This window comes from Micromonospora sp. NPDC050795 (genome assembly GCF_044456785.1).
Taxonomy (GTDB): domain Bacteria; phylum Actinomycetota; class Actinomycetes; order Mycobacteriales; family Micromonosporaceae; genus Micromonospora.
In genome coordinates, this window is record NZ_JBITGE010000013.1 from 1 (window position 1) to 25,600 (window position 25,600).

Here is a 25,600-nt window from a genome sequence, read left to right on the forward strand (position 1 = left end):
CCCGCGCCCCGCGCCCCGCGCCCCGCGCCCCGCGCCCCGCGCCCCGCGCCCCGCGCCCCGCGCCCCGCGCCCAAGATCCGAGCAACTTCCCCGATGCTGCTGCCTCCGACACGCCGGAGACAGCAACATCCCTGATCCTGCTCAGATCTTGACGACGAACGCCGCCCCTTTGGAGGTCGGAACCCCGGCCTAGACGCCCCGGGGCCACCAAGATCGCACTCGAACCAGGATGTAGTGGCCACCGAACGCCGGGAAGCCACTAGAACCGGGATGGTGCGCGATCGTGGGACTCGGGACGCCCGGACAGGGGCATCCACAGCCGTTCCGGGCAGGCAAGCCGCAGCAGGCACCCGTTGATCCACTCGGGTTCCTTGAAGTCGTGCTTTCCACCTCGCTCGAACCCCGCGTCTTCAAGGAACCCGAGTGGATCACGGCGCAAGGGCGGACAGCGACCACACCGCACGCAGGAACAGGAACAGGAACACCAAGGAACAGGAACACCAACCACCACGCAGGCACGTCCCGCCGCAGACAACACCCGGTCCCGCCACAGGGACACGCCCCGCGGCGACACCGCCGCCACCAACGCCCCTTCTAGAGGGTCTGCACGGTGGCGATGCGTTCCTCAAGCTGCTCGATGGTGGCCTGGGCGCTCGGCGGCCCGCCGCAGAGCCGACGCAGCTCGGCATGGATCTTGCCGTGCGGCTGACCGGTGCGGTGGTGTCGGGCGGCCACCAGAGCGTTCAGTTGGCGCCGGAGCGCCACGCGACGCTGGGCGGCGCTCAGGGGTGCGGGCGGCGCTGCCGTGGCCGCAGCGGCCGGCTGAGCGGCCCCGTCGGCCGTACGACGGCGTTGGGCGGCGAGCTGGGCGGCCTGGCGCTTGGTGAGCAGGAGCGAAACCTGGTCGGCGGTGAGCAGACCGGGCAGGCCGAGGTATTCCTCCTCCTCGGGGGTGCCGGCCTGGGCCGCGGTGCCGAACGACGCGCCGTCGAAGATCACCTGGTCCAGCTCGGCGGTGGCCGAGAGGGCCGCGAACCGCTTCTCCAGTTCGCCGCTGGCCTGGTCGTCGCGCTGCGCGCGTTCCAACAGGTCGTCGTCGAAACCGTCGGCTTCCTTGGGTTTACCGAGTACGTGGTCGCGCTCGGTCTCCATCTCGCTGGCCAGCCCGAGCAGGTGCGGCACGCTGGGCAGGAACACCGACGCGGTCTCCCCGGGCCGGCGGGCCCGCACGAACCGGCCGATCGCCTGGGCGAAGTACAGCGGCGTGCTGGCACTGGTGGCGTAGACCCCGACCGCCAGTCGTGGGATGTCCACCCCCTCGGACACCATCCGCACCGCGACCATCCACCGCTGGTCGGACGCCGCGAACGTCGCGATCCGCGCGGACGCGCCCTGGTCGTCGGAGAGCACCACGGCGGCCTTCTCACCGGTCACCTGCTCGATGAGCTTGGCGTACGAGCGGGCGGTCTGCTGGTCGGTGGCGATGATCAGACCACCGGCGTCGGCCATGCCCGCGTTGCGCAGCACCGTGAGTCGGGCGTCGGCGGCCCGCAGCACCTGCGGCATCCAGTCGCCGGCCGGGTCCAGAGCGGTACGCCACGCCTGGGCCACCAGGTCCTGGGTCATCGGCTCGCCCAGCCGGGCGGCCAGCTCGTCCCCCGCGTTGGTACGCCAGCGGGTCTCCCCGGAGTACGCCAGGAAGAGCACCGGCCGGACCACCCCGTCGCGCAGCGCGTCGGAGTAGCCGTACACCGAGTCGGCGCGGGAGCGCAGCAGCCCGTCCCCGCCCCGCTCGTAGCTGACGAACGGGATCGGGTTGTCGTCGGAGCGGAACGGTGTCCCGGTGAGCATCAGCCGGCGTACGGCGGGTTCGAAGGCGTTCTTCACCCCGTCGCCCCAGGAGCGGGAGTCGCCGGCGTGGTGGATCTCGTCGAGGATGACCAGGGTGCGTCGGGTCATGGTGCGCCGTCGGTGCACCTGCGGGGCCATCCCCACCTGCGCGTAGGTGATCACCGCGCCGTGGAAATCGGCCGAGGAGTGCAGGTCGGCGTTGCGGAAGGCGGCGTCGAGTTGGATGCCCACCCGGGCTGCCGCGTCTGCCCACTGGCTCTTCAGGTGCTCGGTCGGGGCGACCACCGTGACCGCCTCCACGGTGCCGTCACCGAGCAACTCGGCCGCGATCCGCAGGGCGAAGGTGGTCTTGCCGGCGCCGGGAGTGGCGACCGCGGTGAAGTCCTCGGTACGGCGACGCAGGTATTCCACCATCGCCTTGCGCTGCCAGGCGCGTAGCGCCGGGAACGTCTCGAGCACCGGCGTCCGGGCTGCCACGCGAAGCTCCTCTCCGACCGCACGATGGCGGACCCCGGGCGAGGGCCACGAGGATCCGCCGCCCATGAAAACGCCTCCGCGCAGAAGCTGCCGCGAAGGCCGACTCAGCATAACCAGCACGGGCCGTCGGGCCCAGGCGACGCCACGCTGGTCACAATCCCGCACCCGAGCGAACAGCGGCCCGACCGTCTCACCAGTCCCGGTCGGTGCGCGGATCCGCCCCGTCGGCGCGCGGCGGGCGCAGCGTCGCCACCGGCGCGGACCAGCGTCGACGCAGCGCGATCAGGCGCAGCCCGAAGACCAGGACGGCGGCGGCGGTGAGCGGGCCGGGCCCGGTCTGCCCGGTGACGTACAGCAGCACCACCAGGATCGACCCGGCCAGCGCGGCCAGCGCGTAGATCTCCCGGCGCAGCACGACCGGGATCTCGGCGGTGAGCAGGTCGCGGCCGAGCCCGCCGCCGATGGCGGTGAGCATGCCGATCAGGCAGGCCCCGACCGCCGGCACCCGGGCGTCGAGCGCCTTGAGCGTGCCGGTGACGGTGAACAGCGCCAGACCGGCCGCGTCCAGCACCAGCACCGTGGTGCGCAGTCGGGCCAGTTGCGGGTGCAGCCAGAAGACGGCGAGCGCGGTGATCGCGGCGGTGGCCGCGTACCGCCAGTCGGCGAAGGCCAGCGGCGGCACCTCGTCGATGACCAGGTCCCGGAAGATCCCACCGCCGAGGGCGGCGACGAAGCCGACGAACGCGACACCGAACAGGTCCAGTCGCTTGGCCACCGCCGCCGAGGCCCCGGACGCGGCGAACACCGCCACCCCGGTCAGGTCGGCGAGGAGCAGGGCGGTGGAGGTGGTCACCGCCGCAGGCTACGTCGCCGGCCGGAGCACCGGCCGAGGTTCACTCGCGGTACGAGTCGTAGATCTCCTTGCACTTGGGGCAGACCGGCGATCCCGGCTTGGCCGCCTTGGTGACCGGGAAGGTCTCGCCGCAGAGAGCGACGACGAAAGTGCCCATGACGGCGCTCTCGGCGATCTTCTCCTTGCGGACGTAATGGAACATCTCGGGACCGGTGTCGGCGTCCTTCAGCTCCGGACGCTCGAGAACCTCTGTGCTCACGTCTGCACCTCCAACGGACAAGTTTGGCAGGTCATCACGGCCGGGTCCACTTGAGCCCGGCGGGGGCCCCACCCCGTACGGTGCCCGTGTGACTGACTTTCGCATCAGCTACGGCACCGAGGTGGCCGAAGCCCAGCGCGACGGCCGACCCGTCGTCGCCCTGGAGAGCACCATCGTCTCGCACGGGTTGCCCCGACCGGACAACCTGCGCGTGGCCAGGGAGATCGAGCGGACGGTTCGGGAGGCCGGGGCCGTTCCGGCGACGATCGGCATGATCGCCGGTGAGCTGGTGGTCGGCCTCGACGACGCGCAGCTGACCCGGTTGGCCACGGTCGACGGCGTGACCAAGCTCTCCGTCCGCGACCTCGCGGTCGCCGCCGCGACCGGCGCGGACGGCGCGACCACCGTGGCCGCCACCAGTGCGGTGGCCGCCGCCGCCGGCATCGGCGTGTTCGCCACCGGCGGGCTGGGTGGGGTGCACCGGGAGGCCGCGCACACCTTCGACGAGTCGGCGGACCTGGTCACCCTGGCGCAGACCCCGATCGCTGTGGTCTGCGCCGGGGTCAAGTCGATCCTCGACGTGGGCGCGACTCTGGAGCGCCTGGAGACCCTCGGGGTCGCGGTCGTCGGTTACCGCACCCGCCGGTTCCCCGGCTTCTACCTGACCGACGCCGGCTTCGACCTGGACTGGTCGGTGGACTCGCCGGAGCAGGTCGCCGCCGTGCTCGCCGCCCGGGACGAACACGCCGTGCACACCGGCGGGCTGCTCATCGCCAACCCGCTGCCGGTCGACGAGCAGCTCGACCCGGAGTTGCACGACCGGACTCTCACCGAGGGCCTGGCCCTGCTGGAGCGGGACGGCATCACCGGAAAGGCCGTCACGCCGTACCTGCTCGCGCACTTCCACTCGGCAACCGAGGGCGCGAGCCTGGCGGTGAACGTACGGATCATCCTGCGCAACGCCGACCTGGCCGCGCGGATCGCGGTCGCCTCGGTGGCCCGCGGCACCGCCGTCCCGGCATGACCCGACCGGCCCGGATGGTCGTCGTCGGCGACGTGATCACTGACGTGGTCGCCGTGTTGTCCGGACCGCTGGCGGCTGGCTCGGACACCGGGGCCGCCATCAGTCTCGGCGGCGGCGGTCAGGCGGCCAACACCGCCGCCTGGATAGCCGCGCAGCGGGTGGACGTCACGCTCGTGGGGGCCGTCGGTGACGACGACGCCGGGCGGGACCGGGTGGCCGAGCTGGAACGGGCCGGCGTCGACTGCGCCATCGAGCGGATCGACGGCGCCCCGACCGGCACTGTCATCGTGTTGGCCGCCGACGACGAGCGCACCATGGTCAGCCAGCGGGGCGCGAACCTGCGGCTGAGCGCCGCGCACGTCGAGCAGGCCCTCGCGGCGGTGCCCGACGCTGGGCATCTGCACCTGTCCGCGTACACCCTGTTGGACGCGGAGTCGCGCGGCGCGGGGCTGCGGGCGTTGGCCTCCGCCCGCGAGCGCGGGCTCACCATCAGCGTCGACGCAGCCTCCGCGGCGCCGTTGCGGCGGGTCGGCGCGGCGGTGTTCCTGAGTTGGGTACGCGACATCGACCTGCTCCTGGTCAACGCGGACGAGGCCACGGTGCTGGCCGGCGGCCTGGACCCGGCGGCGCAGGGGCGGGCGCTGTCGGCGACGGCTCGACGGGTGGTGGTGAAGCGCGGTGCGGCCGGCGCGGTCTGGGTGGATCGCACCACGCCGGTCTGCGTGGCGCCGGCCAACCGGGTGGCGGTGGTGGACGTCACGGGTGCGGGCGACGCCTTCGCGGCCGGTCTGCTCACCGCGTGGCTCGCGGGTGCCACTCCGACCGCGGCACTGGGTCGCGCCACCGACCTGGGCGCACTGGCCGTCTCCACCGCCGGAGCTCGGCCACAGGCGTAGCGGCCGGCGCACGGCCACCTCCCCGGCCGCTCGAACCCTGGCCCGTTCGCGGGTCAGGGTTCGGCGTCGATGACCTTGTGTGGGCGCTCCTCGGCGGCGAGGCTTATCGGTGGGGTGTCGTCCTGCTGACGGGGGTGGAACCGGTTGGCCAGCCGGTGCTCTTCCTTCGGCGGCCGGTCGTTGGCCAGCAGCACGGCCAGCCAGGGGATGAGCACCATGCCGAGGCCGCACAGTGGCAGCCAGAGCCAGAGCAGTGGGGCGTTCGCACCGACCAGGATCGCGCCGACGATGATGCACAGCACCCGGATGCCCATCATCAGGACATAGCGGCGCTGGCGACTGTTGAGCTGATCGTCCTGGCTGCGCGAGGCGTCGGTGATCAGAATCGGCTGGTACGCCTGACGCTTCACCATGGACCTCCTCGAGGGGGTTACGCCTCATCCTGTCACCGCAGGTCCGTGATCAGCGAACTTCGACCCATCCCGCGACGTGTTACGTGCGTGGTACGCTCCGCGATGTGGGCAGCAGGTTCAGCTTCACCGACGAGGCGTTGGCCAACCTGAGGGTCTACGACGTCACACCCGGGGAAGTCTGGGAGGCGCTGCACAGCGCCCGACGGGTCATCCGTCATCTGGGTGACGACGTGATGGTGGTCTACGCCGCCGCCCGTCGGGGCCGCAGGCTGGCGGTGCTGCTCGCCGAGGCCGATGGCACCGACAACGACTGGGACATTCTCTCCGCCCGCGAGTTGAGCGACGTCGAGTCGAAGCGCTACGACGAGGCCGTGCGGAGATCTCGGTAGATGAGGAGGCCGTGACGATGCACCGTAACGACGCGACCAAGCAGTTCCACGGCGGCGGCGAACGGATCGCCGAGCTGATCGACGAGAGCCCGGCGGCGGAGCTGCCCACCCCCGACAGCGACGTGCCGATGGTGAGCCGCTCGGTGCGGCTGCCACTGGACACCTACGAGCGGGTCCGTGCTGCCGCCGACGCCCGGGGCATCGGGGTCACCACGCTGATGCGCCAGTGGATCGAGGCCGGCCTGGCCGACCTGGACGACTCGGCGACCGTCTCGCTGGCCGACGTCCGACGCGCGCTGGCCTCGCTGGCGCACCCCACCGCCGCCTGAGCAGACAACCCCTCACCTGGCCGGTTGGTCAGCCGCCGGCGGTCTTCGCCTTGGCCGCCGCCTTCATCTGCTGCTTGAACTCCCGCACCCGACGCAGCGAATCGGCGTCGGTGACGTCGGCCACCGACCGGTAGGCGCCCGGATCGCCGTAGTCCCCGGCCGCCTTCCGCCAGTCCTGCGGGGTCACCCCGAACCGCTTGCCGAGCAGGGCCACGAAGATCTGGGCCTTCTGCTTACCGAAGCCGGGCAGCGCGGAGACCCGGCGCAGCAACTCCGGCCCGTCGGCGACCTCGGCCCAGAGCAGCGCGGCGTCACCGTCGTACCGCTCCACCAGCACCTGGCAGACCTCCTGCACCCGGGCCGCCATGGCCTTGGGGAACCGGTGCAGCGCAGGCGGCTGGGCGAAGAGCGCGACCAAGGCCTCCGGGTCGTGCCCGGCCAGCTCCGCCGCGTCCAGCTCATGGCCGAGCCGCTGCGCCAGCACGTACGGCGAGGAGAACGCCTTCTCCATCGGCACCTGTTGGTCCAGGACCATGCCGAGGAGCAGGGCCAGTGGGCTGCGCTCCAGCAGCCGGTTCGCTTCGGGGTCGATGGGCAGCACGAGCGTCATGCCGACCATCCTGCCCGGCGCACCGATCCGGGCGGACACCGACGCTCCGACACCTTCCGGCGGGTGACGCTGACCCGGGACGCGACGGAAGGCAGGATGTCGGGGTGGACGAACACGACATGCTGCTCTCCCCCGCCGGTGTCGACGCGCTGCGCACCGCGCTGACCCGGACCGGTTTCACCAGCCACGGCATCGCCGAGCGGCTGGGCGCGCAGGCGACCGCGGCGCTCGCCCGCAACGACTACCGGGCCGCGCTGCGCGCCACCGAGGACGGCGACCCGCTCGGCACCCTGATCCGGGTGTTCATCTGCGACCAGACCGAGCCGGAGGAAGCGGTGGCCGCCGCGCTGACACCGCTGAGCCTGGCGGAGGCCCTCGCCGGCGGGCTGGTCGAGCGGTACGGCGACGGCCTGCGTGCCGGCGTCGACCTGGAGCCGTACGGCGAGGACTGGTGGGTGCTCGCCGACGTGCCGGCCAGCGCCCGCCCGGGTCGACCGTTGCACACCGAGCACGTCCTCGGGATCGGTGGGGCCACCCACACGCTGATCGGCGCGACCGTGCGCCGACCGGTCGGCACCGCGCTGGACCTGGGCACCGGCTCCGGCGTCCAGGCCCTGCACCTGGGCACGCACGCCGACTCGGTGACCGCCACCGACCTCTCCGAGCGGGCGCTGCGCTTCGCCGCGACCACCGCCGCGCTCAACGGTCAGGACTGGGAGCTGCTCCGCGGCGACCTGGTCGCCCCGGTGGCCGGTCGGCGGTTCGACCTGGTGGTGAGCAACCCACCGTTCGTGGTCGGCCCGGGCACCACCACGCACGTGTACCGCGACTCCGGGCGGGTCGGTGACGCGATCGGCGCCGAGCTGGCCGCCGCCGCCCCGGGCCTGCTCACCGACGGCGGCACCATGCAGTACCTGGCCAACTGGGTGCACGTCGCCGGCGAGGAGTGGGACGAGCGGGTGGCCGGCTGGTTCGCCGGGACCGGCCTGGACGCCTGGGTGATCCAACGTGAGGTGGCCGACCCGATGGCGTACGTCGACCTGTGGCTCACCGACGCCGCCGAGACCGCCGACCCGCAGCGGATGGCCGCCTGGCTGGACTGGTTCGACGCGCACAAGGTGGAGGGCATCGGCTTCGGCATCGTGTCGCTGCGTCGTGGCGGGCATGCCGACCCGGTGGTCCGGGTGGAGGATCTGCGCCAGCAGGTGCAGCCGCCGCTGGGCGATCAGGTCGCCGCCTGGTTCGACCGCCAGGACTTCCTCCGGGTACGCGACACCGCAGCGTTGCTCGCCGAGCGCTACCGGGCCGCCGAGGGCCTCCAACTGCGACAGGAGGCCACCATGGGCGACGAGGGCTGGGGGGTGGACCGCCAGGTCCTCGCGATGCCGCACGGCCTGCGCTGGACCGAGGAGATCGACCCGCTGGTACTGGCGCTGGTCGGTGGCGCCGACGGCCGGCTGCCGCTGCGTGACCAGCTCGCCCTGCTCGCCGCCGCGCACGACGTCGAGCCCGACGAGATGGCCGAGGCCGCCGGCCCGATCGTGGCGCACCTGGTGGAGCGCGGCTTCATCGAGCCGGTGAACGCCTGATGCGGGCGGTGGTGCAGACCGTCGGGCGGGCCAGCGTGACGGTGGACGGCGAGGTGGTCGGTGCGATCGAGAACGGCCTGCTGGTGCTGCTCGGCGTGACCCACACCGACACCCCGGACACGGCTCGGACGATGGCCCGCAAGGTGCACGAGGTACGCATCCTGGACGGGGAGCGGTCCGCCGCCGACACCGGCGCGCCGATCCTGGTGGTCAGCCAGTTCACCCTCTACGGCGATGCCCGCAAGGGTCGCCGGCCGAGCTGGTCCGCCGCCGCCCCCGCCGAGGTCGCCGAGCCACTGGTGACAGCGGTGGTCGACGCCCTCCGCGAACGAGCAGCGAAGGTGGAGACCGGTCGCTTCCGCGCCCACATGGTGGTGGAAAGCACCAACATAGGCCCCCAAACCCTCCTCCTAGACCTCTAACCCCACCCACCCGGCCCCACCCCGCCCCACCCCACCCGGCCCCACCCCCCTCCGTTGATCATGAAGTTATTGCCCTTCGCCTCGGCGTGTCGTGGCAATAACTTCATGATCAACGCGCAAAAAGAGGGGGTGTGTTTAGGAGAAGAGGCCTCGGCGGGTCAGGGACTGGCGGAGCCAGTTGTCGAGTTCGGCGGTCCAGTCGGTGCGGTCGGCGGTGGCGTGGTCGACGGTGAACCGACCGAAGGCGTCCCGGCCCTCGGTGAAGACGCCGCCACGCTTGTCGACCTCCAGCACCACCTGCATCTGCTGGGCGTCGGCGATGAAGGTGACCTCCAACTGGTTGATCGAGCGGGCGTACTGCGGCGCCGGGCTGAACTCGATCTCCTGGTAGAACGGCAAGGTCTGGCGTACCCCGTAGATGTGACCGCGCTCCACATCGGCGCGCGCGAACCGGAATCCCAGCCGCAGCAGCGCGTCCAGCAGTCGCTCCTGCGCTGGCAGCGGATGCACCGACACGGCGTCCAGGTCCCCCTTGTCGACCGCGCGGGCGACCTCCAGCTCGGTACGCAGGCCCATCGTCATCCCGTGCAGGTGCTGCCCGCACAGCTCGGTGACCGGTGTCTCCCACGGCACGTCGAAGCGGAACGGAAGGTCGTAGCGCTGCCCCGGCTCCAGCCGGAACGCGCCGGTGACCTGCTGGCGGTGGAACTCCTGAGTGGTGTCGTAGTCGTTGTCACCGCTCTCCACCTCGACCCGGGTGACCAGGCCGAGGGTGACGTGGTCGATGTCGACCTGGTGGTCGCCGCCCAGCACCTGGATCCGGCCCTCCAACTGGCCGCCAGGGCGGCAGTTCGGGTTGGCCAGCACCGTCTCCACCGACGGACCACCGACGCCCATCGCCTTCATGAGCCGCTTGAAGACCACACCGTCCTCCAACTGTCGTTTCCGGCTGGCCAGAGGTGGCCAGCCGTCCGCAACGTAGCCGGGGCGGGCAACCACACACTCCGACGACACACCGCACCAGTGATCCGACGCGATTCCTGTCGGGTGCCCGATCGCCTCACTCCCGTTTTACGCCCCGCCCGCCAAGCTGTTGTCACACCGGCACCACTGGGCCGGGAACACGGCACCGACGTGGAAACGGGGAGAGACAGAGATGGTTCTGCAGATGACGGAACACCGGACGCGCCCGGCCACCACGACCGACACTGACGGGGCCTCCGAGGCCCTCGTCGACCTGGACGCCACCGACGAGCGCGGCATCTCCACCGACCTGGTCCGGGCCTACCTCAACGGAATCGGCCGGACGAAGCTGCTGACCGCCGCGCAGGAGGTCGACCTGGCCCGGCGCATCGAGGCCGGCCTGTTCGCCGACGAGAAGCTGGCCACCTGCACCCCGGTCTCCGCGGAGCTGCGAGCCGACCTGGAGCTGATCGTCGCCGAGGGCCGGGCGGCCAAGGACCACCTGTTGGAGGCGAACCTGCGGCTGGTGGTCAGCATCGCCAAGCGCTACACGGGCCGTGGCATGGCGTTTCTCGACCTGATTCAGGAGGGCAACCTCGGTCTGATCCGGGCCGTGGAGAAGTTCGACTACGCCAAGGGCTACAAGTTCTCCACGTACGCCACCTGGTGGATCCGGCAGGCCATCACCCGCGCGATGGCCGACCAGGCCCGCACCATCCGCATTCCCGTGCACATGGTCGAGCAGGTCAACCGGATGGTCCGGGCCCGCCGCGAACTGGCGGTGACGCTGGGCCGCGAACCGACTGTCGCCGAGGTGGCCCGCGCGCTGGAGGTCCCCGAGATCCAGGTCATCGAGCTGATCTCCTACGACCGGGAGCCGGTCAGCCTGGACCAGGCCGTCGGCGACGACGGTGAGAGCGCGCTCGGCGACTTCGTGGCCTCGGTGGACCCGCGCACCGAGCCGGGCGACGCCGCCGCCCAGGGCGAGCTGCGCAACGAGGTCAGCATCGTGCTCTCGACCCTGTCCCAGCGGGAACAGGCGGTCATCCGCCTCCGGTTCGGCCTGGACGACGGCCGTCAGCGCACCCTGGACGAGGTCGGTCGGGAGTTCGGCCTGTCCCGGGAGCGGATCCGGCAGATCGAGAAGGTGACGCTGCTGAAGCTGCGCGCCCCGGAGCGGGCCCAGCGCCTGGAGGCGTACGCCTGCTGACGCACCCGGTTCCCACGGAAGGCCCCGGCGGTTCGCCGGGGCCTTCCGTGCTGTCGGGGTGCTTGACTGGGGACACCGTCCGACGACCGAGGAGAACGACGTTGAACTGGACACTCGAAGTGGTGATCGTGCCGGTCTCCGACGTGGACCGGGCGAAGAAGTTCTACGCCGAGCAGCTCGGCTTCACTGTGGACCACGACACCGTGATCAATGACGACGCGCGCATCGTCCAGCTGACGCCACCCGGCTCGGGCTGCTCGGTCGTGATCGGCAAGGGCGTCGTCCCGGAGATGCCGCCCGGCTCCCTCAAGGGCCTGCAACTGGTGGTGCCCGACCTGAAGCGCGCCCACGAGGAGCTGGTCGAACGGGGTGTGGAGGTCAGCGAGATCCAGGTGGTCGGTCAGAACCCCCGGCCGGTGCCGGATCCACTGGACAACGTGGGCTTCGTCTTCTTCGCCGACCCGGACGGCAACACCTGGGGCGTCCAGCAGATCTCCAGCCGCGCCTGACTGGGCAAAGCTCACAGGCGGCGGGGGCCGGTGTCCGGGCGGGCGACGACGCCACCCACCCCCACCTGCGCGTGCAGGATCGAGATGCCGTCCGGGCGGGCGAGCACCGGGTTGAGGGTCAGCGAGCGCACCCGGGGTTGTTCGTCGGCGAGCTGACCCACCCGTAGCAGCAGATCGGCCAGGGCCGCCCGGTCGACCGGCGCGGCTCCCCGGTGCCCGCGCAGCAGCGGTGCCGCCCGAGGCTCGTCGACCAGCTCGGCCGCGTCGGTGTCGGTCAACGGCACCGCCCGCCAGGCCCGATCGCCGAGCAGCTCGGTGGCGACGCCTCCCAGACCGAAGCCCACCACCGGCCCGAACGCGGGGTCTTCCACCACCTCCACCACGCAGGCCACGCCGGGCGGGACCATCGGCTGCACCAGCGCGTCCGCGCCGAAGGTCGCCGCCAGGTCGGTGTACGCCCGGCGGAGGGTCGGCTCGTCGGGCAGGTCCAGCCGGACCGCGCCAAGGTCGAGTCGGTGCCGCAGCCCGGGAGCGGCCGCCTTGAGCGCAACCGGGAAGCCCAGCCGCGCCGCCGCGTCGACAGCAGCGTCGACCGAGTCGACAGACACCGAGGCCACCACGTCGATGCCGTACGCGGCCAGCAGCGCACCCGGGTCGGTCCCGTCGGCCCGCAGCGCGGCCTGCGCGGCGGCCCGATCGACGTCGGGCAGCTCCGGTGCCACCCCGGGCGGGCGGCGGAGCCATTCGGCGTACCGGTGGGAGCGGGCGAGCGCGTGGACCGCCTCCTCCACGCCGCCGTACGCCGGCACCCCCGGTGGCAGCCGCCCGACCAGGAACGTCGCCACTGTCGGCTTGCCCAACACGAGGGCGGCCGGCAGCGCGGCGGTCACGTCGGCGTCCACCTCGGTCAGCTGGCCGGGAAGCGGCGGGGCGAAGACCACCACCAGGGCGTCCACCCGTTCGTCGGCGGTCGTCTCGGCGAGCGCGGCGGCGAACTCGGCGGCACCGGCGCTCGGCCCGACGTCGCGGGGATAACCGTCGGCCACGCTCAGTCCGTGCCCGACGCAGGCGGTCGCGGCGAGCCCGGTGAGGGCCGAGGAGTTGCCGACCACACCGACCCGGCCGCCGGCCGGCAGCGGCTGGTTGGCCAGCAGTACACCCACGTCGAGCAGCTCCGGCACGGTGTCCACCCGAATCACCCCGGACTGGGCGAAGAGCGCCGCCACCGCCACCTCGTCCGGCCCGACGGCGTCACCGACCCCTGGCGGTCGGGCCGGCGAGGCGAGCGCGACCACCGGTTTGGCCCGGCCGATCCGCCGGGCCAGCCGGGCGAACTTGCGCGGGTTCCCGAAGGTCTCCAGGTAGAGCATGATCACGTCGGTGCCGGGGTCGTCCTGCCAGTACTGCAGGAGGTCGTTGCCGGAGACGTCGGCCCGGTTGCCGGCCGAGACGAAGCTGGACAGCCCGAGGCCCCGTCGGTCCGCCTCGGCGAGCAGCGCCACCCCGAACGCACCGGACTGACTGAAGATGCCGACCCGGCCGGCCGGCGGCAACGCCGGAGCGAGGGTGGCGTTGAGGCGTACCGTCGGGTCGGTGTTGGCCACGCCCAGGCAGTTCGGGCCGACGACCCGCATGCCGGCCGCGTGCGCCGCGCGGACCAGCGCCCGCTGGGTGGCCGCGCCCTCGCCGCCGGCCTCGGCGAAGCCGGCCGAGATGACCACCAGGCCGTGCACCCCCGCGGCGGCGGCGTCGGCGACCACAGCGGTCGCCGCCTCCGGTGGGACCGCCACCACCGCCAGGTCCACCGGCGCTCCGGCAGCAACAGCCGACGGGTACGCGGGGAGGCCCGCCACTGTCGACGCGCTCGGATGCACCGGCACCACCGCACCGGTGAATCCAGCGTCGCGCAGGTGCCCGAGCACCGCCGCGCCGACGCCCTGGCCGGTGGCGCTGGCGCCGTAGACGACGATGCCGCGCGGGGAGAGCAGCCGGGCGATCGAGCGGGCCTCGGTGCGGTGCTCCCGGCCGCGCTGCACCTCCAGGCTGGCCTCGGTGGGCGCGATGGGGAAGCTCAGGTGGACCACGCCGTCGGCGTACTCGCGCTGGACCTGGTAGCCGAAGTCGGCGAAGACCCGCAGCATCGTCCCGTTGGCCGGCAGCACCTCCGCGACGAAGCTCATGATGTCGTTGCGGCGGGCCGCGTCGGCCAGGTGCTCCATCAGCACCGAGCCGATCCCCCGCCCCTGGTAGGCGTCCTCCACCACGAAGGCCACCTCCGCCTCGGGGGCCTGCGGGCCGAGCCGCTCGTACCGACCGACCGCGACGATCTGGTCGGCGGCCAGCACCACGAACGCCTCCCGGTCGTGGTGGTCCACCGTGACGAAACGGATCAGATCCCGTTCCGGGATGCGTGGGTACGGCGAGAAGTACCGCAGGTAGCGGGTGCGCTCGGAGAACCGGCTGTGCATCGCCACGATGCCCGGCGCGTCGGCCGGGTCGATCGGTCGCAACTGGACCGTGCTGCCATCGCTGAGCAGCACGTCGACCGGCTGGTCCAGACTCGTCACCGAACGGCCCGGCTCAGTCCCGCGGATCGTGCGGGTCGAGCCCGAGCAGCGGGAAGACCTTCTTGCGGGTGGCCGCGATCGCCCGGTCCACCGCGTTCGGCTCGCCGGTCGGCTGCCACGGCTCGTACGACGGGTCGGCATCGTCGGTCATCCGCAGCGGCACCTCCCGGCCCAGACCTCGGGAGGTGACCAGGTCCCGCCACGCGGGTGGGGTGAGCGTGGCCGGGTCGATCGGGTCACCGGTGGCCACTGCCAGCAGGTGACTCCAGGCCCGGGGCACGACCTCGACGAGCGCGTACCCGCCGCCGCCGGTGGCCACCCACCGGCCGTCGCACAGCTCGTCGGCGAGCGCGCGCAGCGCCAGGTAGGTGGCCCGCTGCCCGTCCACCGTCAGGTTGAGATCGGCGAGCGGATCCAGCCGGTGGCCGTCAGCGCCACACTGGCTGACCAGCACCTGCGGCTTGAACGCGCGCAGCACCGACGGCACCGTCGCGTGGAAGGCGCGCTGCCAGCCGCTGTCGTCGACGCCCGGCGGCAACGGCATGTTGACGGCGGTGCCCTGCGCACCCGGCCCACCCGTCTCGTCCGGGAAACCCGTGCCCGGGAAGAGCGCCAGCGGGGTCTCGTGCAGGCTGACCGTCAGCACCCGCGGGTCGTTCCAGAAGATGTCCTGCACGCCGTCGCCGTGGTGCACGTCGACGTCCACGTACGCGACCCGCTCGGCGCCCAGGTCGAGCAGGCGGGCGATGGCCACCGCGGGGTCGTTGTAGACACAGAAGCCGGAGGCGCGGGCGGACATCGCGTGGTGCAGCCCACCGGCCACGTTCACCGCCCGCCGGGCATCGCCGCGCCAGACCGCCTCGGCGGCGGCAACCGTCGCGCCGGCGATGAGCGCGCTGGACTCGTGCATACCCTCGAAGACCGGGTTGTCGGAGGTGCCCAGCCCGTACCCGGCGAAGAGCGGGTCGCGCGGCGCGTTGCGCACCGCGGCGAGGTAGGCCGGCGCGTGCACCCGGGTGAGCAGGGCGTCGTCGGCGGGCTCCGGCTTGACCATCCGCACCCCTGGCCGATTCAGGATGCCCAGCTCGCGGGCGAGCGCGATGGTCAGCTCCACCCGGACCGGGTCGAGTGGATGGTCACCCATGTCGTAGGCGAGCAGCGACTCGTCCCACACCACCACAGTGTCGTCGGACATGAGCCCATCGTCGCACGAGGATCGGCGCGGGCCCACCGCACGCGCTGGTCAGTGGCCGGGCGTCGACCCCGAGGCGACCGGTCGGGTCGGGTCCGCCACCCAGTTGCTCCACGATCCAACGTAGAGCGCGGCGTCCGTCCGGCCGGCCAGGTGCAGCGCCAGCACCGCCTGGGCGGCGGTCACCCCCGAGCCGCAGTACGCCCCGACGGGCCGCCCCTCGGTCACCCCGGCGGCGGCGAACCGCTCACTCAGCACGTCGGCGGCCAGGAAACGGCCGTCCGGCCCGACGTACTCCCCGGCGGGCAGGTTCGCCGCTCCCGGCACGTGCCCGGCCACCGGGTCGATCGGCTCGACCTCGCCCCGGTAGCGGGGCGCCGCCCGTACGTCGAGCAGCACGGCATCGTCCGCGGCGGCCAACGCGGCGGCCTGCCCGGCGTCGAGCACCGGGAGATCCCCGGGGCGCACCACGATGTCACCGGGGGGTGGGGCGGGCGCGTCGGTGGAGACGGGTCGGCCGGCGGCGACCCAGGCCGGGTAGCCGCCGTGCAGCAGGCGCACCGGCCGGTGGCCGGCCCAGCGCAGCGTCCACCAGGCCCGCGAGGCGGCCATGCCGTCGCCGCCGTCGTACACCACCACGGGGTGACCGGCGCGGACGCCGGCGGCCCGCAGCGTCGCCTGCAACGCCGCCGGGTCGGGCAACGGGTGCCGGCCGCCGACGCCGGGCACCCCACAGAGCGCGGTGTCCAGGTCGACGAAGACGGCCCCCGGCAGGTGGCCGGCGAGGTAGTCGTCATGCCCGGGCGGGCCGATGAGCCGCCAGCGGACGTCGAGCAGGGTGGGCGGGTCGACCTGGTCGAGCTCGGCGACGAGCCGGTCGACCTCGACCAACGGCTCCTGGGTACCGGACATGGCGACATCCAACACCATTCGGCTGGACGGCACGCGGTTCGGCGACGGTCGTCGGCCGTTCACCCGAGGTACCATCGTGCACCGGAGGGCCGCTGACGTTATGAAGTCTCACGACCTGGTCGACACGACCGAAATGTACCTGCGCACCATCCTCGAACTCGAAGAGGAGGGGGTGCCACCGCTGCGTGCCCGGATTGCCGAGCGGCTACGACAGAGCGGCCCCACAGTGAGCCAGACCGTCGCCCGGATGGAGCGGGACGGCCTGCTCACCGTCGAGGGTGACCGACACCTCACGCTCACCGCGCTGGGTCGCGGCACGGCCGTCTCCGTGATGCGCAAGCACCGCCTCGCCGAGCTGCTGCTGGTCAACGTCATCGGGATGCCCTACGAGGAGGCCCACGAGGAGGCCTGCCGCTGGGAGCACGTGATGAGCGACGCGGTGGAGAAGCGGGTCTACGACCTGCTCAACCGGCCGACCCGCTCCCCGTACGGCAACCCGATCCCGGGCCTGGAGGAGCTGGGCTCCCCCGAGGCGGAAGCGACCGAGGCCGCCGAGGGTGAGCGCAACCTGGCCTTCCCCGGCCTCTCCGGGCCGGTGGTGGTCCGCCGGATCTGCGAGAGCGTGCAGACCGACGGCGACGTGCTGCGTCAGCTGCACGCCGCTGGTGTCGACCCGGGCGCCACTGTGACAGTGGCCCAGGAGCGCGACGGCGTGTCGATCGACCGCTCCGGTGACCGGGTGCGGCTGCCCCGCGAGGTCGCCTCCCGGGTCTTCGTCGCCGCCAACTGATCAACCGGGCATCCGGGCGTCACAACGCCCGGGTGTCCACCTTTTTCGCCAACGCGGTCAGGTCACCGGTCAGCTTCTCCGCCGCCGAGCGCTCACTGCCACGGGCCGTGGTCCAACTCACCGTGGCCAGCCTTCCGTCGCCGGCCAGCCAGCCCACCTCGGCGACCGGCCCGTGCCCGCTCGCCGCCGCGGTGGTCCGCTTGTACGCCTGCTGACCCAGCCCGGTGACCTTCGCCGCCTTGTCCGGCACCACGTCCGCGCCGAAGGTGGTCTTGTCGATCGTGGTCTCGGTCACGCTGAGCGTCAACTCCGGCAGAGTGGCACCCGCGGCCCGGACCACACAGGTGTGGGTGTCGCCCTGCTCGCTGGCCGCCGCCACGTCGAAGCGGACCTTCACCACCTGCTCGATCACCGCGAAGTCCAGCAGACGGCAGGCGCCGCCCGAGGAGGCCGCCGCCACGTCCACCGCGATCGGCACCGGCGGCGGCACCGCCACCGGTTCCGCCTCCTCGGCGCACCCGCTCACCAGCAGCCCGGCCAGCCCGGCGACCATGATCCGCCCGCGCACGTTCCACCCTCTCGCCGACCGACGGCGGAAGGCGCCCGCCAGGTGTCCGTCGGACACCGTACGGGGTGTCGGTGTCGGGCGAAAGCCCCCGCTGACGCCTATTCCGACGGTGGATCGTCCACGTACGGACAGTGCCGGCAGCCGCGCCCGCAGCACGTGCCACGACGGGCCAGGAAGCCGGCGCTGAGCACGAACAGCCCGCTCGCCGGGTCGAGGTAACCAGCCTCACCGGCGGCCAACGCGGCGGTATGCGCGGCGAGGATCCGGGCCCGGTCGGGGTGCTCCGGTGACAGCCGGGAGGGGTGCGGCTCGGTGAGCGGCCGGCCGGCCAGGGGTTTCCGCTCTTCGCTCACCGCAGCAGTCTAGGGACGGCGCTTTGTCGGCCTCCCGGTGCCTGGAATCCGGCGAGATGCCCCCGGCGTGGTCGCGTTTCGTCGTACGGTCCGACGACGATCGAGGTCGACAACCATCGAATCCTACGGAGGAGACGCGATGCGGAAGATCGTTGTGCAGATGAGCCTGTCGTTGGACGGGTTCTTCGAAGGCCCGGGTGGGGACATTAGTTGGCACCAGGTCGACGAGGAGTTGCACCAGCACTTCAACGACGTGATCGCCCCAATGGGCGGGTTCCTCAACGGCCGGGTCAGCTACGAGCTGATGGCCGCCTACTGGCCGACCGCCGATCAGGACCCGACCGCCAGCGGCCCGGAGCGCGAGTTCGCCCGGATCTGGCGGGACATGCCGAAGGTCGTCTATTCGCGCACCCTCGACCACGCCGCCTGGAACTCCACGGTCGTGCGCGAGGTCGACGTCGAGCAGGTCCGCAAGCTCACCGCCGAACCGGGCGGCGACCTGGCGCTCGGTGGGGCCGACCTGGCCGCGACGTTCGCCCGACACGACCTGATCGACGAGTACCGGATCTACATCCACCCGGTGCTCGTCGGTCGGGGCCGCCGACTCTTCCCCGACGCCGAGACTCCGACCGGTCTGCGGCTGGTGGAGAGCCGCGTCTTCGGCAACGGCGTGGTCCTGCTCCACCACCAGCGGGTCCGCTGACCGATGAGCGCAGCTGCTTGAGTCTCCACCGGGGGGAGACGCGAGGGTGGGGGCATGAGCGGGGAGACGCGTCACACGATCGGCGAGCTGGCCCGACGGACCGGCCTGAGCGTCAAGACCATCCGGTACTACGCCGACAGCGGGATCGTGCCGCCGACCGATCGGAGCCCGGCCGGCTACCGGCGGTACGGCCCGGCGGCCGTGGCCCGGTTGGAGCTGGTCCGGACGCTGCGTGACCTGGGCCTGGACCTGGCCACCATCCGGCGGGTGGTGAACGACGAGGTGCCCCTGCACGAGGTGGCCGCCGCGCACGCCGAGGCGTTGGCCGTGCAGATCCGGGTGCTGCGGCTGCGCCAGGCGGTGCTCACCGTCGCGGCGAAACGCGGGTCGAGCCCGGCCGAGGTGGACGAGCTGCATCGACTGACCCAGCTCACCACCCACGAACGCGGGCAGTTGGTGGCGGACTTCCTGGACGGCGTCTTCGCCGGCCTCGGCGACCAGACCGCGTACCCGGGTGTGATCGTCTCGTTGACACCGGAGCTCCCCGACGACCCGAGCACTGAGCAGGTCGAGGCGTGGCTAGAGCTGGCCGAGTTGTGCCGGGACCGGGAGTTCCGGGCCCGGATGCGGCGACTCGCGCGGCAGCACGCCGCCGACCACGACATCCCGGGGCTGCCCCGCCCGGACGCCGTCGCGGTGGTCCGGGACGCGGTGGCCCCAGCCCTCGCGGCCGGTCTCGACCCGACCAGCCCGGACGCCGGTCCGGTGGTCGCGGCCGTCACCAAGCGGTACGCGAACCTGCACGGTCACTCCGACGAGGCCGACCTGCGTCAGCGGTTGCTCGACCGGCTGGTGCCGGCCAACGACCCCCGCCGGGACCGCTACCTCGACCTGTTGGCGGTGCTCAACGGCTGGTCGACAGGCGATGCGACGACGCCTGCGGTGGACTGGTTCATCCGGGCCCTGCGCCACCGGATGCCCGAGCCGGCCCGCTGAGCTCACCGGGTCGAACCAACGGCGTGGCGGCCGGTCGGATCGGTGACGTCAGCCGAACCAGGTGAGCGCCTGACCGTGGCCTCTGGTCCAGGCCAGCGGCTTTCCGTCGAGCGCGAGGACGTTGTGCAGCGCGTCGCTCGGCGGAGCGGGCAGTCCGTCGTACCGGAGCACCGTGGGCGCCTCGTTCGCCACCCAGTGCCCCGGCAGCTCGCCGACCAACCGGACGAACGCGTCCCGGCGCGGGGACGGCACCTGATAGAGCACGGAGGTGTGGAAGACCACCAGCGTCGCATCGGTCGGCGCCCGCGCGGCCAGCGCCGGCAGATCGTCCACCAGGTCACCGCGGACCAGCAACGGCGGGTCGGCTGCGGCCACCGCCGCCGCGGCGCGCAGCCGGGCCCGCCGATGGGCCTGTTCCGGCCAGATCAGCGCGTCCAACCAGGACACGTCGTCGGGGTCGGTCACGTCGAGCGGGTTGAGGTCGAGCCCGGCCCGCCACACCACCCGGGGTACGCCTGCCGGCGGCACCAACCCGTCGGCCGCGCAGTCGAGCAGCGGCTCACCCGAGCCGATCTGACGGTCGCCGTACCGGTACGCGTACCGGTCGGGGTAGAGGCAGAGCCCGGCCGACGCACCGACCTCCAGCAGGGCGAGGGGCTGCGGTAGCGCGGCGAGCACCGGCAGCAGGACCGCGCATCGGCCCGCCTCGTTCGTCTGGGTCGCCCGGGTGAGCATCTGCGTCTCGATGGCCGGCCAGTGCGTCACCACGTAGTCGTGGAACATGGCCGGGTCGTCGACCGGGCCACCGAGCCAACGGACGACGCCGAACAGCAGATTCGGCTGCCGCTTGGCTGGCGGCAGCCCGTCGAGCAGGGTGAGCAGGTCGTCGTCGCGGGCGACCGCCTGCGACAGACGCTCGTACGTGGGCGACACCCCGCGCGCCTCGCGGCTGCCGAACTCGGCGTACGTCTCAGCGGTCGTCATGGCCTCATCGTCGCAGCCCATTCCTCGGTATTCAGCACGTCGGCCCACCGCCTCCACGTGCCGGAGGTAGAAGACCTCGAAAGCCAGTAGCCTTCACACCCCTTCTTCGTCAGGCGGAGCACGGGTGTTACCGAACCTCCGGCCGTAGGGTGACGGCGTGATCACCTGCGTCGTGCACTACACCATCGATCCCGCACAGATCGAAGCGTTCGAGGACTTCGCCCGGGCATGGATGCGGCTGGTGGCCAAGCACGGTGGCGTGCACCACGGCTACTTCCTGCCCGCCGAGGGTGCCAGCGACAAGGCCGAGGCGCTGTTCAGCTTCGAGAGCCTGGCGGCCTACGAGCGTTACCGCGCACGGTTCGGCAACGACCCGGAGTTCGTCGCGGCCGACAGCATCCGGGACAACTCGGGTTGTGTCGTGCGCTACGAACGAACGTTCATGCGCCCGCTCCTGCCGACCGACTAGACCCGACCGGCTTTCCTCGGCGGCACCGCTTCGGCGGCGCTGCTGGTCCAACTGGGCAGTTGCCCTGGTGATGGGGCATGATCGAGGCACCGGCGACTGGCGGCACGGGGATGGTCGAAACCATCGGGGAGCCTCTCGCGGGCGTCGACCGCCTGGGCGCCTGCGTCGAGGAACCGTCATGACCACGACCAGCCCATCCGCCGAGCACCACACCGCATCGGGCGCGGCCCGGCTCCTGCCGGGTGCACCCGTCGCCGAAGCCGTCCTGGCCGAGACCGCCGCCGCAGCCGCCCGGCTGCGCAGCCGCGGGATCACACCGAGCCTCGCCACCATCCTCGTCGGCGACGACGACGCCAGCGCCGGCTACATCGCCATCAAACAGCGTCAGGCCGCCGCGCTCGGGTTCGCCTCCCCGCACGTGCATCTGCCGGCAACCGCCACCCAGGCCGAGCTGCACCAGGCCATTGCCCGATTCAACACCGATCCCGACGTGCACGGGCTGCTCGTGCAGTACCCCGTGCCGGGGCATCTGGACTACGACGCGGCGTTGCAGACCATCGACCCGGACAAGGACGTCGACGGCATGCACCCACTGAACATGGGGTGTCTCGCCGTCGGCCTGCCCGGCCCGCTGCCGTGCACCCCCGCCGGCATCGAAGCCCTCCTGGCGTACTACGAAATCCCCGTCGCCGGCCGTGAGGTCGTCATCCTCGGCCGGGGCGCCACCCTGGGCCGGCCCCTGGCGATGCTGCTCGCCCAGAAGCGCCCGACCGCCAACGCCGCCGTCACCGTCGTCCACACCGGCGTGCCCGACTGGGACCGCTACACCCGCCGCGCCGACATCCTCGTCGCCGCCGCCGGCGTACCCGGGATCGTGAAGCCTGAGCACGTCAAGCCCGGCGCGGTCGTCATCGGCGCCGGCGTCCGCTACGACGGGCGGCGCCTCCTGCCGGATGTGGACGAAGCGTGCGCCGAGGTGGCCGGCGCCATCACCCCCCGGGTCGGCGGAGTCGGCCCGACCACCGTCGCGATGCTGTTCCGCAACGCCGTCCGCGCCGCCGAACGAGCGAGCGAGTAGCCCGGCCACGTCGCCGCGCCGCCAACGGTCACCGGGCCCAGCCCAGGAAACGCCGGTGCAGCAGCCCGGCGGGCACCCGGGTCAGATCCTCGGCCGCCCAGACCACGCAGACAGAACATCGATGGTCAAGTGATGAAAAGTAGGTCAGAGATGGCACCCCGACCTACTTTTCATCACTTGATCATGCTCGACGGTGGAGGACCGGGCCCGTCGTGCCGATGAATCGGAACGGCCAGCCGAGTCGCGGACACTGGAGAAGCGGCGCTGCCCCGACCTCCAGCACGGAGATCGGGGCAGCGCCGCTTTACGCGTACGTCAGCTGCAGCCGCTGGTGGAGCCGCAGCCCTCGCAGACGTAGCAGCTACCGGCGGGGCGCATCTTCGTACCGCAGGTGAAGCACAGCGGCGCGTCGGCGGCCTTGCCGATCACGGCCTCCAGCAGTTCGGTGCTGGAGCCCACGCTCGGAGCCGGCTTGGCGGCGGCCACGTCGGCCATCTCCTGGGCCGGCTGAGCGAGCGCCTCCGGCTTGGCCGGGGTCTCCACCGGCGCGGACGACGCCATCGCGGTGAGGTCGGCGCCGGTGACGGCGGCGGCGGCCTCCGCGTCGGCCTCGGCCCGCAGCTGCGCGGCCCGCTCCGACGCGGTGAAGATGCCCAGCTCGGCGCGACGCTCGTAGGGCAGGAAGTCCAGTGCCAGGCGACGGAAGATGTAGTCCATCACCGAGGCTGCCATCCGCACGTCCGGGTCGTCGGTCATGCCGGCCGGCTCGAAGCGCATGTTGGTGAACTTGCTGACGAACGTCTCCAGCGGCACGCCGTACTGGAGGCCGATGCTGATGGCCACCGAGAAGGCGTCCATCACCCCGGCCAGGGTCGAGCCCTGCTTGGACATCTTCAGGAAGACCTCACCGAGGCCGTCGTCCGGGTAGGACGACGCGGTCAGGTAGCCCTCGGCGCCACCGACGGAGAAGCTGACCGTCTCGGACGGGCGCTTCTTCGGCAGGCGCTTACGCACCGGCCGGTACTCGATGACCTTCTCGACCGCGGCCGGCGCGGCCGTTGCGGTCTCGACGGCGGCCGGCTCGGTGGTCTTGTTGGACTTGGCCACCGACAGCGGCTGGCCGACCTTGCAGTTGTCCCGGTAGATCGCCAGCGCCTTGAGGCCGAGCTTCCAGCCCTCGAAGTAGATCTTCTCGACGTCCTCGACGGTGGCCGCCTCCGGCATGTTGACCGTCTTGGAGATCGCGCCGGACACGAACGGCTGGATGGCCGCCATCATCCGCACGTGACCCATCGGGGCGATCGTCCGCTCCCCCATGGCGCAGTCGAAGACCGGGTAGTGCTCCGGCTTGAGGCCGGGGGCGTCCACCACGTGGCCGTGGTCGGCGATGTGCTCGACGATCGCCTCGACCTGCTCCTCGGGGTAGCCGAGGCTGCGCAGGGCGCGCGGCACCGTCTGGTTGACGATCTGCATCGAGCCGCCGCCGACGAGCTTCTTGAACTTGACCAGCGCCAGGTCCGGCTCCACGCCGGTCGTGTCGCAGTCCATCATGAAGCCGATGGTGCCGGTCGGGGCGAGGACGCTCGCCTGCGCGTTGCGCCAGCCGAACTTGTCGCCGATCTTGTTGCCCTGGGTCCACTGCTTGGTCGCCTCGCGGACGATCGCGGTGGCCACCGGGCTGGTCGGCTTGATCTCGTCGTTGGCCGCGGCGTGCTTGCGCATGACCCGCTTGTGCGGCTCCGCGTTGCGGGCGTAGCCGTCGTACGGGCCGACGACACCGGCCAGCTCGGCGGAACGGCGGTAGGCGGTGCCGGTCATCAGCGACGTGATCGACGCGGCGACCGAGCGACCCTGCTCCGAGTCGTATGGCAGGCCGCTGGCCATCAGCAGGGCGCCCAGGTTGGCGTAGCCGATGCCGAGCTGCCGGTAGGCGCGGGAGGTCTCACCGATCTTCTCGGTCGGGAAGTCCGCGAAGCAGATCGAGATGTCCATCGCGGTGATGACGAACTCGACGGACTTGACGAACTTCTCCACCTCGAAGCCACCGTCGGCGCGGAGGAACTTCATCAGGTTGAGCGACGCCAGGTTGCACGAGGAGTTGTCCAGGTGCAGGTACTCCGAGCACGGGTTCGACGCGGTGATCCGCCCGGTCTCCGGGCAGGTGTGCCAGTCGTTGATCGTGTCGTCGTACTGCAGACCGGGGTCGGCGCACTCCCAGCCTGCCTGCGAGATGGAGCGGAACAGGTTCTTGGCGTCGACGGTCTCGATCACCGAGCCGTCCAGCCGGCCGCGCAGGTCGAAGCCCTTGCCGTTCTCGACCGCCGACATGAACTCGTCGGAGACCCGGACCGAGTTGTTGGCGTTCTGGTACTGCACGCTGACGATGTCGGAGCCACCGAGGTCCATGTCGAACCCGGCGTCACGCAGCGCGCGGATCTTGTCCTCCTCGCGCGCCTTCGTGACCACGAACTCCTGGATGTCCGGGTGGTCCACGTCGATGATGACCATCTTGGCCGCCCGGCGGGTCGCGCCGCCGGACTTGATGGTGCCGGCGGAGGCGTCCGCGCCGCGCATGAAGCTGACCGGGCCGGAGGCGTTGCCGCCGGAGGAGAGCAGCTCACGGGACGAACGGATGCGCGACAGGTTGACCCCGGAGCCGGAGCCGCCCTTGAAGATCAGCCCCTCCTCCTTGTACCAGTCGAGGATCGAGTCCATCGAGTCGTCGACGGCCAGGATGAAGCAGGCGCTGACCTGCTGCGGCGACGGCGTGCCGACGTTGAACCAGACCGGCGAGTTGAAGCTGAACACCTGGTTCAGCAGCATCCAGGTCAGCTCGTGCGCGAAGACCTCGGCGTCGGCCGGGCTCGCGAAGTAGCCGTACTCCTCACCAGCGGTGCGGTAGGTGGTGACCACCCGGTCGATCAGCTGCCTGAGCGACCACTCGCGCTCCGGGGTCCCCACCGCTCCCCGGAAGTACTTAGTGGTGACGATGTTCGCAGCGTTGACGCTCCACGACTCCGGGAACTCCACCCCACGCTGCTCGAAGTTGATCGAGCCGTCCCGCCAGTTCGTCATCACGACGTCACGGCGCTCCCAGGAGAGCTCGTCGTACGGGTGGACCCCCTCGGTCGTCCACACCCGCTCGATCTTCAGCCCCGCGCCTGCCTTGTTTCGTGAACGGCTAGTTGTCACGC

Annotated in this window: 26 protein-coding genes; 13 read left to right on the forward strand and 13 right to left on the reverse strand. The window is 71.9% G+C overall.

All coding sequences use genetic code 11. From position 1 onward, the window contains the following. Positions 1-594: 594 nt before the first annotated feature. The 3 genes from ACIBEF_RS13750 to ACIBEF_RS13760 all read right to left on the reverse strand — a co-directional run bounded on the left by ACIBEF_RS13750 (position 595) and on the right by ACIBEF_RS13760 (position 3,440). Positions 595-2,328 (reverse strand): DEAD/DEAH box helicase, encoded by a 1,734-nt coding sequence (locus tag ACIBEF_RS13750; RefSeq protein ID WP_396793704.1) that lies wholly within the window; start codon positions 2,326-2,328, stop codon positions 595-597. A 190-nt stretch (positions 2,329-2,518) separates the two neighbouring features. Continuing rightward, positions 2,519-3,181 carry a trimeric intracellular cation channel family protein gene (locus ACIBEF_RS13755; RefSeq protein ID WP_396793705.1) on the reverse strand — a complete coding sequence of 221 codons (663 nt, stop codon included), beginning with the start codon at positions 3,179-3,181 and terminating at the stop codon, positions 2,519-2,521. Between the two features lie 40 nt (positions 3,182-3,221). Continuing rightward, positions 3,222-3,440 (reverse strand): DUF3039 domain-containing protein, encoded by a 219-nt coding sequence (locus tag ACIBEF_RS13760; protein ID WP_007456912.1) that lies wholly within the window; start codon positions 3,438-3,440, stop codon positions 3,222-3,224. 88 nt (positions 3,441-3,528) lie between these two features. Between ACIBEF_RS13760 and ACIBEF_RS13765 the strand changes: the two genes are divergently transcribed. Together ACIBEF_RS13765 and ACIBEF_RS13770 are read left to right on the forward strand one after the other, a co-directional pair. After that, positions 3,529-4,464 carry a pseudouridine-5'-phosphate glycosidase gene (locus ACIBEF_RS13765; RefSeq protein ID WP_396793706.1) on the forward strand — a complete coding sequence of 312 codons (936 nt, stop codon included), beginning with the start codon at positions 3,529-3,531 and terminating at the stop codon, positions 4,462-4,464. Continuing rightward, positions 4,461-5,360, forward strand: a complete 900-nt coding sequence (locus tag ACIBEF_RS13770; RefSeq protein WP_396793707.1) for a carbohydrate kinase family protein — start codon at positions 4,461-4,463, stop codon at positions 5,358-5,360. The genes ACIBEF_RS13765 and ACIBEF_RS13770 overlap by 4 nt, the downstream gene beginning before the upstream one ends. A 53-nt stretch (positions 5,361-5,413) precedes the next feature. On the opposite strand, the gene ACIBEF_RS13775 is transcribed toward ACIBEF_RS13770, so the two are convergent. After that, on the reverse strand, positions 5,414-5,773 hold the full coding sequence (locus tag ACIBEF_RS13775; RefSeq protein ID WP_396793708.1) for a DUF3099 domain-containing protein: 360 nt from the start codon (positions 5,771-5,773) through the stop codon (positions 5,414-5,416). 104 nt (positions 5,774-5,877) lie between these two features. Here ACIBEF_RS13775 and ACIBEF_RS13780 point away from each other — a divergent pair, with 104 nt between their 5' ends. Both ACIBEF_RS13780 and ACIBEF_RS13785 read left to right on the forward strand, forming a co-directional pair. Then, positions 5,878-6,162 carry a hypothetical protein gene (locus tag ACIBEF_RS13780; RefSeq protein WP_030489374.1) on the forward strand — a complete coding sequence of 95 codons (285 nt, stop codon included), beginning with the start codon at positions 5,878-5,880 and terminating at the stop codon, positions 6,160-6,162. A 17-nt stretch (positions 6,163-6,179) separates the two neighbouring features. Continuing rightward, the gene (locus ACIBEF_RS13785) at positions 6,180-6,491 is read left to right on the forward strand and encodes a hypothetical protein (protein ID WP_124858894.1); all 312 of its coding nucleotides are present in this window, start codon (positions 6,180-6,182) and stop codon (positions 6,489-6,491) included. A gap of 28 nt (positions 6,492-6,519) precedes the next feature. On the opposite strand, the gene ACIBEF_RS13790 is transcribed toward ACIBEF_RS13785, so the two are convergent. Further along, positions 6,520-7,110, reverse strand: a complete 591-nt coding sequence (locus ACIBEF_RS13790) for an HhH-GPD-type base excision DNA repair protein (RefSeq protein WP_396793812.1) — start codon at positions 7,108-7,110, stop codon at positions 6,520-6,522. Positions 7,111-7,205: 95 nt separating this feature from the next. On the opposite strand from ACIBEF_RS13790, the gene ACIBEF_RS13795 reads away from it, so the two are divergent. Both ACIBEF_RS13795 and dtd read left to right on the forward strand, forming a co-directional pair. After that, positions 7,206-8,690, forward strand: coding sequence for a methyltransferase (locus ACIBEF_RS13795; protein ID WP_396793709.1), 1,485 nt, complete (start codon positions 7,206-7,208; stop codon positions 8,688-8,690). Further along, entirely contained in the window at positions 8,690-9,112 is a 423-nt protein-coding gene (dtd, locus tag ACIBEF_RS13800; protein ID WP_396793710.1) for a D-aminoacyl-tRNA deacylase, read from the forward strand. The genes ACIBEF_RS13795 and dtd overlap by 1 nt, the downstream gene beginning before the upstream one ends. A gap of 135 nt (positions 9,113-9,247) precedes the next feature. On the opposite strand, the gene ACIBEF_RS13805 is transcribed toward dtd, so the two are convergent. Continuing rightward, positions 9,248-10,036: a sporulation protein gene (locus ACIBEF_RS13805; protein ID WP_355009936.1), complete on the reverse strand. Its 789-nt coding sequence runs from the start codon at positions 10,034-10,036 to the stop codon at positions 9,248-9,250. A gap of 232 nt (positions 10,037-10,268) precedes the next feature. Here ACIBEF_RS13805 and sigB point away from each other — a divergent pair, with 232 nt between their 5' ends. Both sigB and ACIBEF_RS13815 read left to right on the forward strand, forming a co-directional pair. Beyond that, positions 10,269-11,285, forward strand: a complete 1,017-nt coding sequence (gene sigB / locus ACIBEF_RS13810) for an RNA polymerase sigma factor SigB (protein ID WP_396793711.1) — start codon at positions 10,269-10,271, stop codon at positions 11,283-11,285. 101 nt (positions 11,286-11,386) lie between these two features. Continuing rightward, positions 11,387-11,794 (forward strand): VOC family protein, encoded by a 408-nt coding sequence (locus ACIBEF_RS13815; protein WP_393225365.1) that lies wholly within the window; start codon positions 11,387-11,389, stop codon positions 11,792-11,794. 11 nt (positions 11,795-11,805) lie between these two features. Here ACIBEF_RS13815 and ACIBEF_RS13820 read toward each other — a convergent pair whose 3' ends face one another. Genes ACIBEF_RS13820 through ACIBEF_RS13830 form a run of 3 tightly spaced genes read right to left on the reverse strand, consistent with a single transcriptional unit; the run spans position 11,806 to position 16,465 of the window. Then, positions 11,806-14,361, reverse strand: a complete 2,556-nt coding sequence (locus ACIBEF_RS13820; RefSeq protein ID WP_396793712.1) for a GNAT family N-acetyltransferase — start codon at positions 14,359-14,361, stop codon at positions 11,806-11,808. A 13-nt stretch (positions 14,362-14,374) separates the two neighbouring features. After that, a complete protein-coding gene (locus ACIBEF_RS13825; protein WP_396793713.1) occupies positions 14,375-15,556 on the reverse strand; it encodes an acetoin utilization protein AcuC in 1,182 nt (393 codons plus the stop codon). A gap of 48 nt (positions 15,557-15,604) precedes the next feature. Continuing rightward, positions 15,605-16,465, reverse strand: a complete 861-nt coding sequence (locus ACIBEF_RS13830; protein WP_396793714.1) for a sulfurtransferase — start codon at positions 16,463-16,465, stop codon at positions 15,605-15,607. A 100-nt stretch (positions 16,466-16,565) separates the two neighbouring features. Between ACIBEF_RS13830 and ACIBEF_RS13835 the strand changes: the two genes are divergently transcribed. Then, the gene (locus ACIBEF_RS13835) at positions 16,566-17,255 is read left to right on the forward strand and encodes a metal-dependent transcriptional regulator (RefSeq protein WP_347664054.1); all 690 of its coding nucleotides are present in this window, start codon (positions 16,566-16,568) and stop codon (positions 17,253-17,255) included. A gap of 19 nt (positions 17,256-17,274) precedes the next feature. On the opposite strand, the gene ACIBEF_RS13840 is transcribed toward ACIBEF_RS13835, so the two are convergent. Further along, positions 17,275-17,823, reverse strand: a complete 549-nt coding sequence (locus ACIBEF_RS13840; protein WP_396793715.1) for a hypothetical protein — start codon at positions 17,821-17,823, stop codon at positions 17,275-17,277. A 98-nt stretch (positions 17,824-17,921) separates the two neighbouring features. Beyond that, positions 17,922-18,176 carry a DUF5522 domain-containing protein gene (locus ACIBEF_RS13845; protein WP_355009894.1) on the reverse strand — a complete coding sequence of 85 codons (255 nt, stop codon included), beginning with the start codon at positions 18,174-18,176 and terminating at the stop codon, positions 17,922-17,924. Between the two features lie 139 nt (positions 18,177-18,315). Here ACIBEF_RS13845 and ACIBEF_RS13850 point away from each other — a divergent pair, with 139 nt between their 5' ends. Continuing rightward, positions 18,316-18,879 carry a dihydrofolate reductase family protein gene (locus tag ACIBEF_RS13850; RefSeq protein ID WP_396793716.1) on the forward strand — a complete coding sequence of 188 codons (564 nt, stop codon included), beginning with the start codon at positions 18,316-18,318 and terminating at the stop codon, positions 18,877-18,879. Positions 18,880-18,933: 54 nt separating this feature from the next. Continuing rightward, positions 18,934-19,875 (forward strand): MerR family transcriptional regulator, encoded by a 942-nt coding sequence (locus ACIBEF_RS13855; RefSeq protein ID WP_396793717.1) that lies wholly within the window; start codon positions 18,934-18,936, stop codon positions 19,873-19,875. A gap of 48 nt (positions 19,876-19,923) precedes the next feature. Here ACIBEF_RS13855 and ACIBEF_RS13860 read toward each other — a convergent pair whose 3' ends face one another. Further along, positions 19,924-20,859 (reverse strand): DUF2332 domain-containing protein, encoded by a 936-nt coding sequence (locus ACIBEF_RS13860; protein WP_396793718.1) that lies wholly within the window; start codon positions 20,857-20,859, stop codon positions 19,924-19,926. A 157-nt stretch (positions 20,860-21,016) separates the two neighbouring features. On the opposite strand from ACIBEF_RS13860, the gene ACIBEF_RS13865 reads away from it, so the two are divergent. Both ACIBEF_RS13865 and ACIBEF_RS13870 read left to right on the forward strand, forming a co-directional pair. Beyond that, the gene (locus tag ACIBEF_RS13865; protein ID WP_396793719.1) at positions 21,017-21,328 is read left to right on the forward strand and encodes an NIPSNAP family protein; all 312 of its coding nucleotides are present in this window, start codon (positions 21,017-21,019) and stop codon (positions 21,326-21,328) included. A 178-nt stretch (positions 21,329-21,506) separates the two neighbouring features. After that, positions 21,507-22,406: a bifunctional 5,10-methylenetetrahydrofolate dehydrogenase/5,10-methenyltetrahydrofolate cyclohydrolase gene (locus ACIBEF_RS13870; protein ID WP_396793720.1), complete on the forward strand. Its 900-nt coding sequence runs from the start codon at positions 21,507-21,509 to the stop codon at positions 22,404-22,406. A 315-nt stretch (positions 22,407-22,721) separates the two neighbouring features. On the opposite strand, the gene ACIBEF_RS13875 is transcribed toward ACIBEF_RS13870, so the two are convergent. Next, complete coding sequence (locus tag ACIBEF_RS13875; protein WP_396793721.1) at positions 22,722-25,598, reverse strand: vitamin B12-dependent ribonucleotide reductase; 2,877 nt, start codon at positions 25,596-25,598, stop codon at positions 22,722-22,724. Positions 25,599-25,600 lie beyond the last annotated feature (2 nt).

What these genes read in the sequence shown, in the direction of transcription:
- ACIBEF_RS13770 (WP_396793707.1), top strand. Translation starts at nt 4,461, where the DNA reads ATGACCCGACCGGCCCGGATGGTCGTCGTCGGCGACGTGATCACTGAC.
- ACIBEF_RS13775 (WP_396793708.1), bottom strand. Translation starts at nt 5,773, where the DNA reads ATGGTGAAGCGTCAGGCGTACCAGCCGATTCTGATCACCGACGCCTCG.
- ACIBEF_RS13785 (WP_124858894.1), top strand. Translation starts at nt 6,180, where the DNA reads ATGCACCGTAACGACGCGACCAAGCAGTTCCACGGCGGCGGCGAACGG.
- ACIBEF_RS13790 (WP_396793812.1), bottom strand. Translation starts at nt 7,110, where the DNA reads ATGGTCGGCATGACGCTCGTGCTGCCCATCGACCCCGAAGCGAACCGG.
- dtd (WP_396793710.1), top strand. Translation starts at nt 8,690, where the DNA reads ATGCGGGCGGTGGTGCAGACCGTCGGGCGGGCCAGCGTGACGGTGGAC.
- sigB (WP_396793711.1), top strand. Translation starts at nt 10,269, where the DNA reads ATGGTTCTGCAGATGACGGAACACCGGACGCGCCCGGCCACCACGACC.
- ACIBEF_RS13825 (WP_396793713.1), bottom strand. Translation starts at nt 15,556, where the DNA reads ATGTCCGACGACACTGTGGTGGTGTGGGACGAGTCGCTGCTCGCCTAC.
- ACIBEF_RS13830 (WP_396793714.1), bottom strand. Translation starts at nt 16,465, where the DNA reads ATGTCCGGTACCCAGGAGCCGTTGGTCGAGGTCGACCGGCTCGTCGCC.
- ACIBEF_RS13835 (WP_347664054.1), top strand. Translation starts at nt 16,566, where the DNA reads ATGAAGTCTCACGACCTGGTCGACACGACCGAAATGTACCTGCGCACC.
- ACIBEF_RS13850 (WP_396793716.1), top strand. Translation starts at nt 18,316, where the DNA reads ATGCGGAAGATCGTTGTGCAGATGAGCCTGTCGTTGGACGGGTTCTTC.
- ACIBEF_RS13855 (WP_396793717.1), top strand. Translation starts at nt 18,934, where the DNA reads ATGAGCGGGGAGACGCGTCACACGATCGGCGAGCTGGCCCGACGGACC.
- ACIBEF_RS13860 (WP_396793718.1), bottom strand. Translation starts at nt 20,859, where the DNA reads ATGACGACCGCTGAGACGTACGCCGAGTTCGGCAGCCGCGAGGCGCGC.
- ACIBEF_RS13870 (WP_396793720.1), top strand. Translation starts at nt 21,507, where the DNA reads ATGACCACGACCAGCCCATCCGCCGAGCACCACACCGCATCGGGCGCG.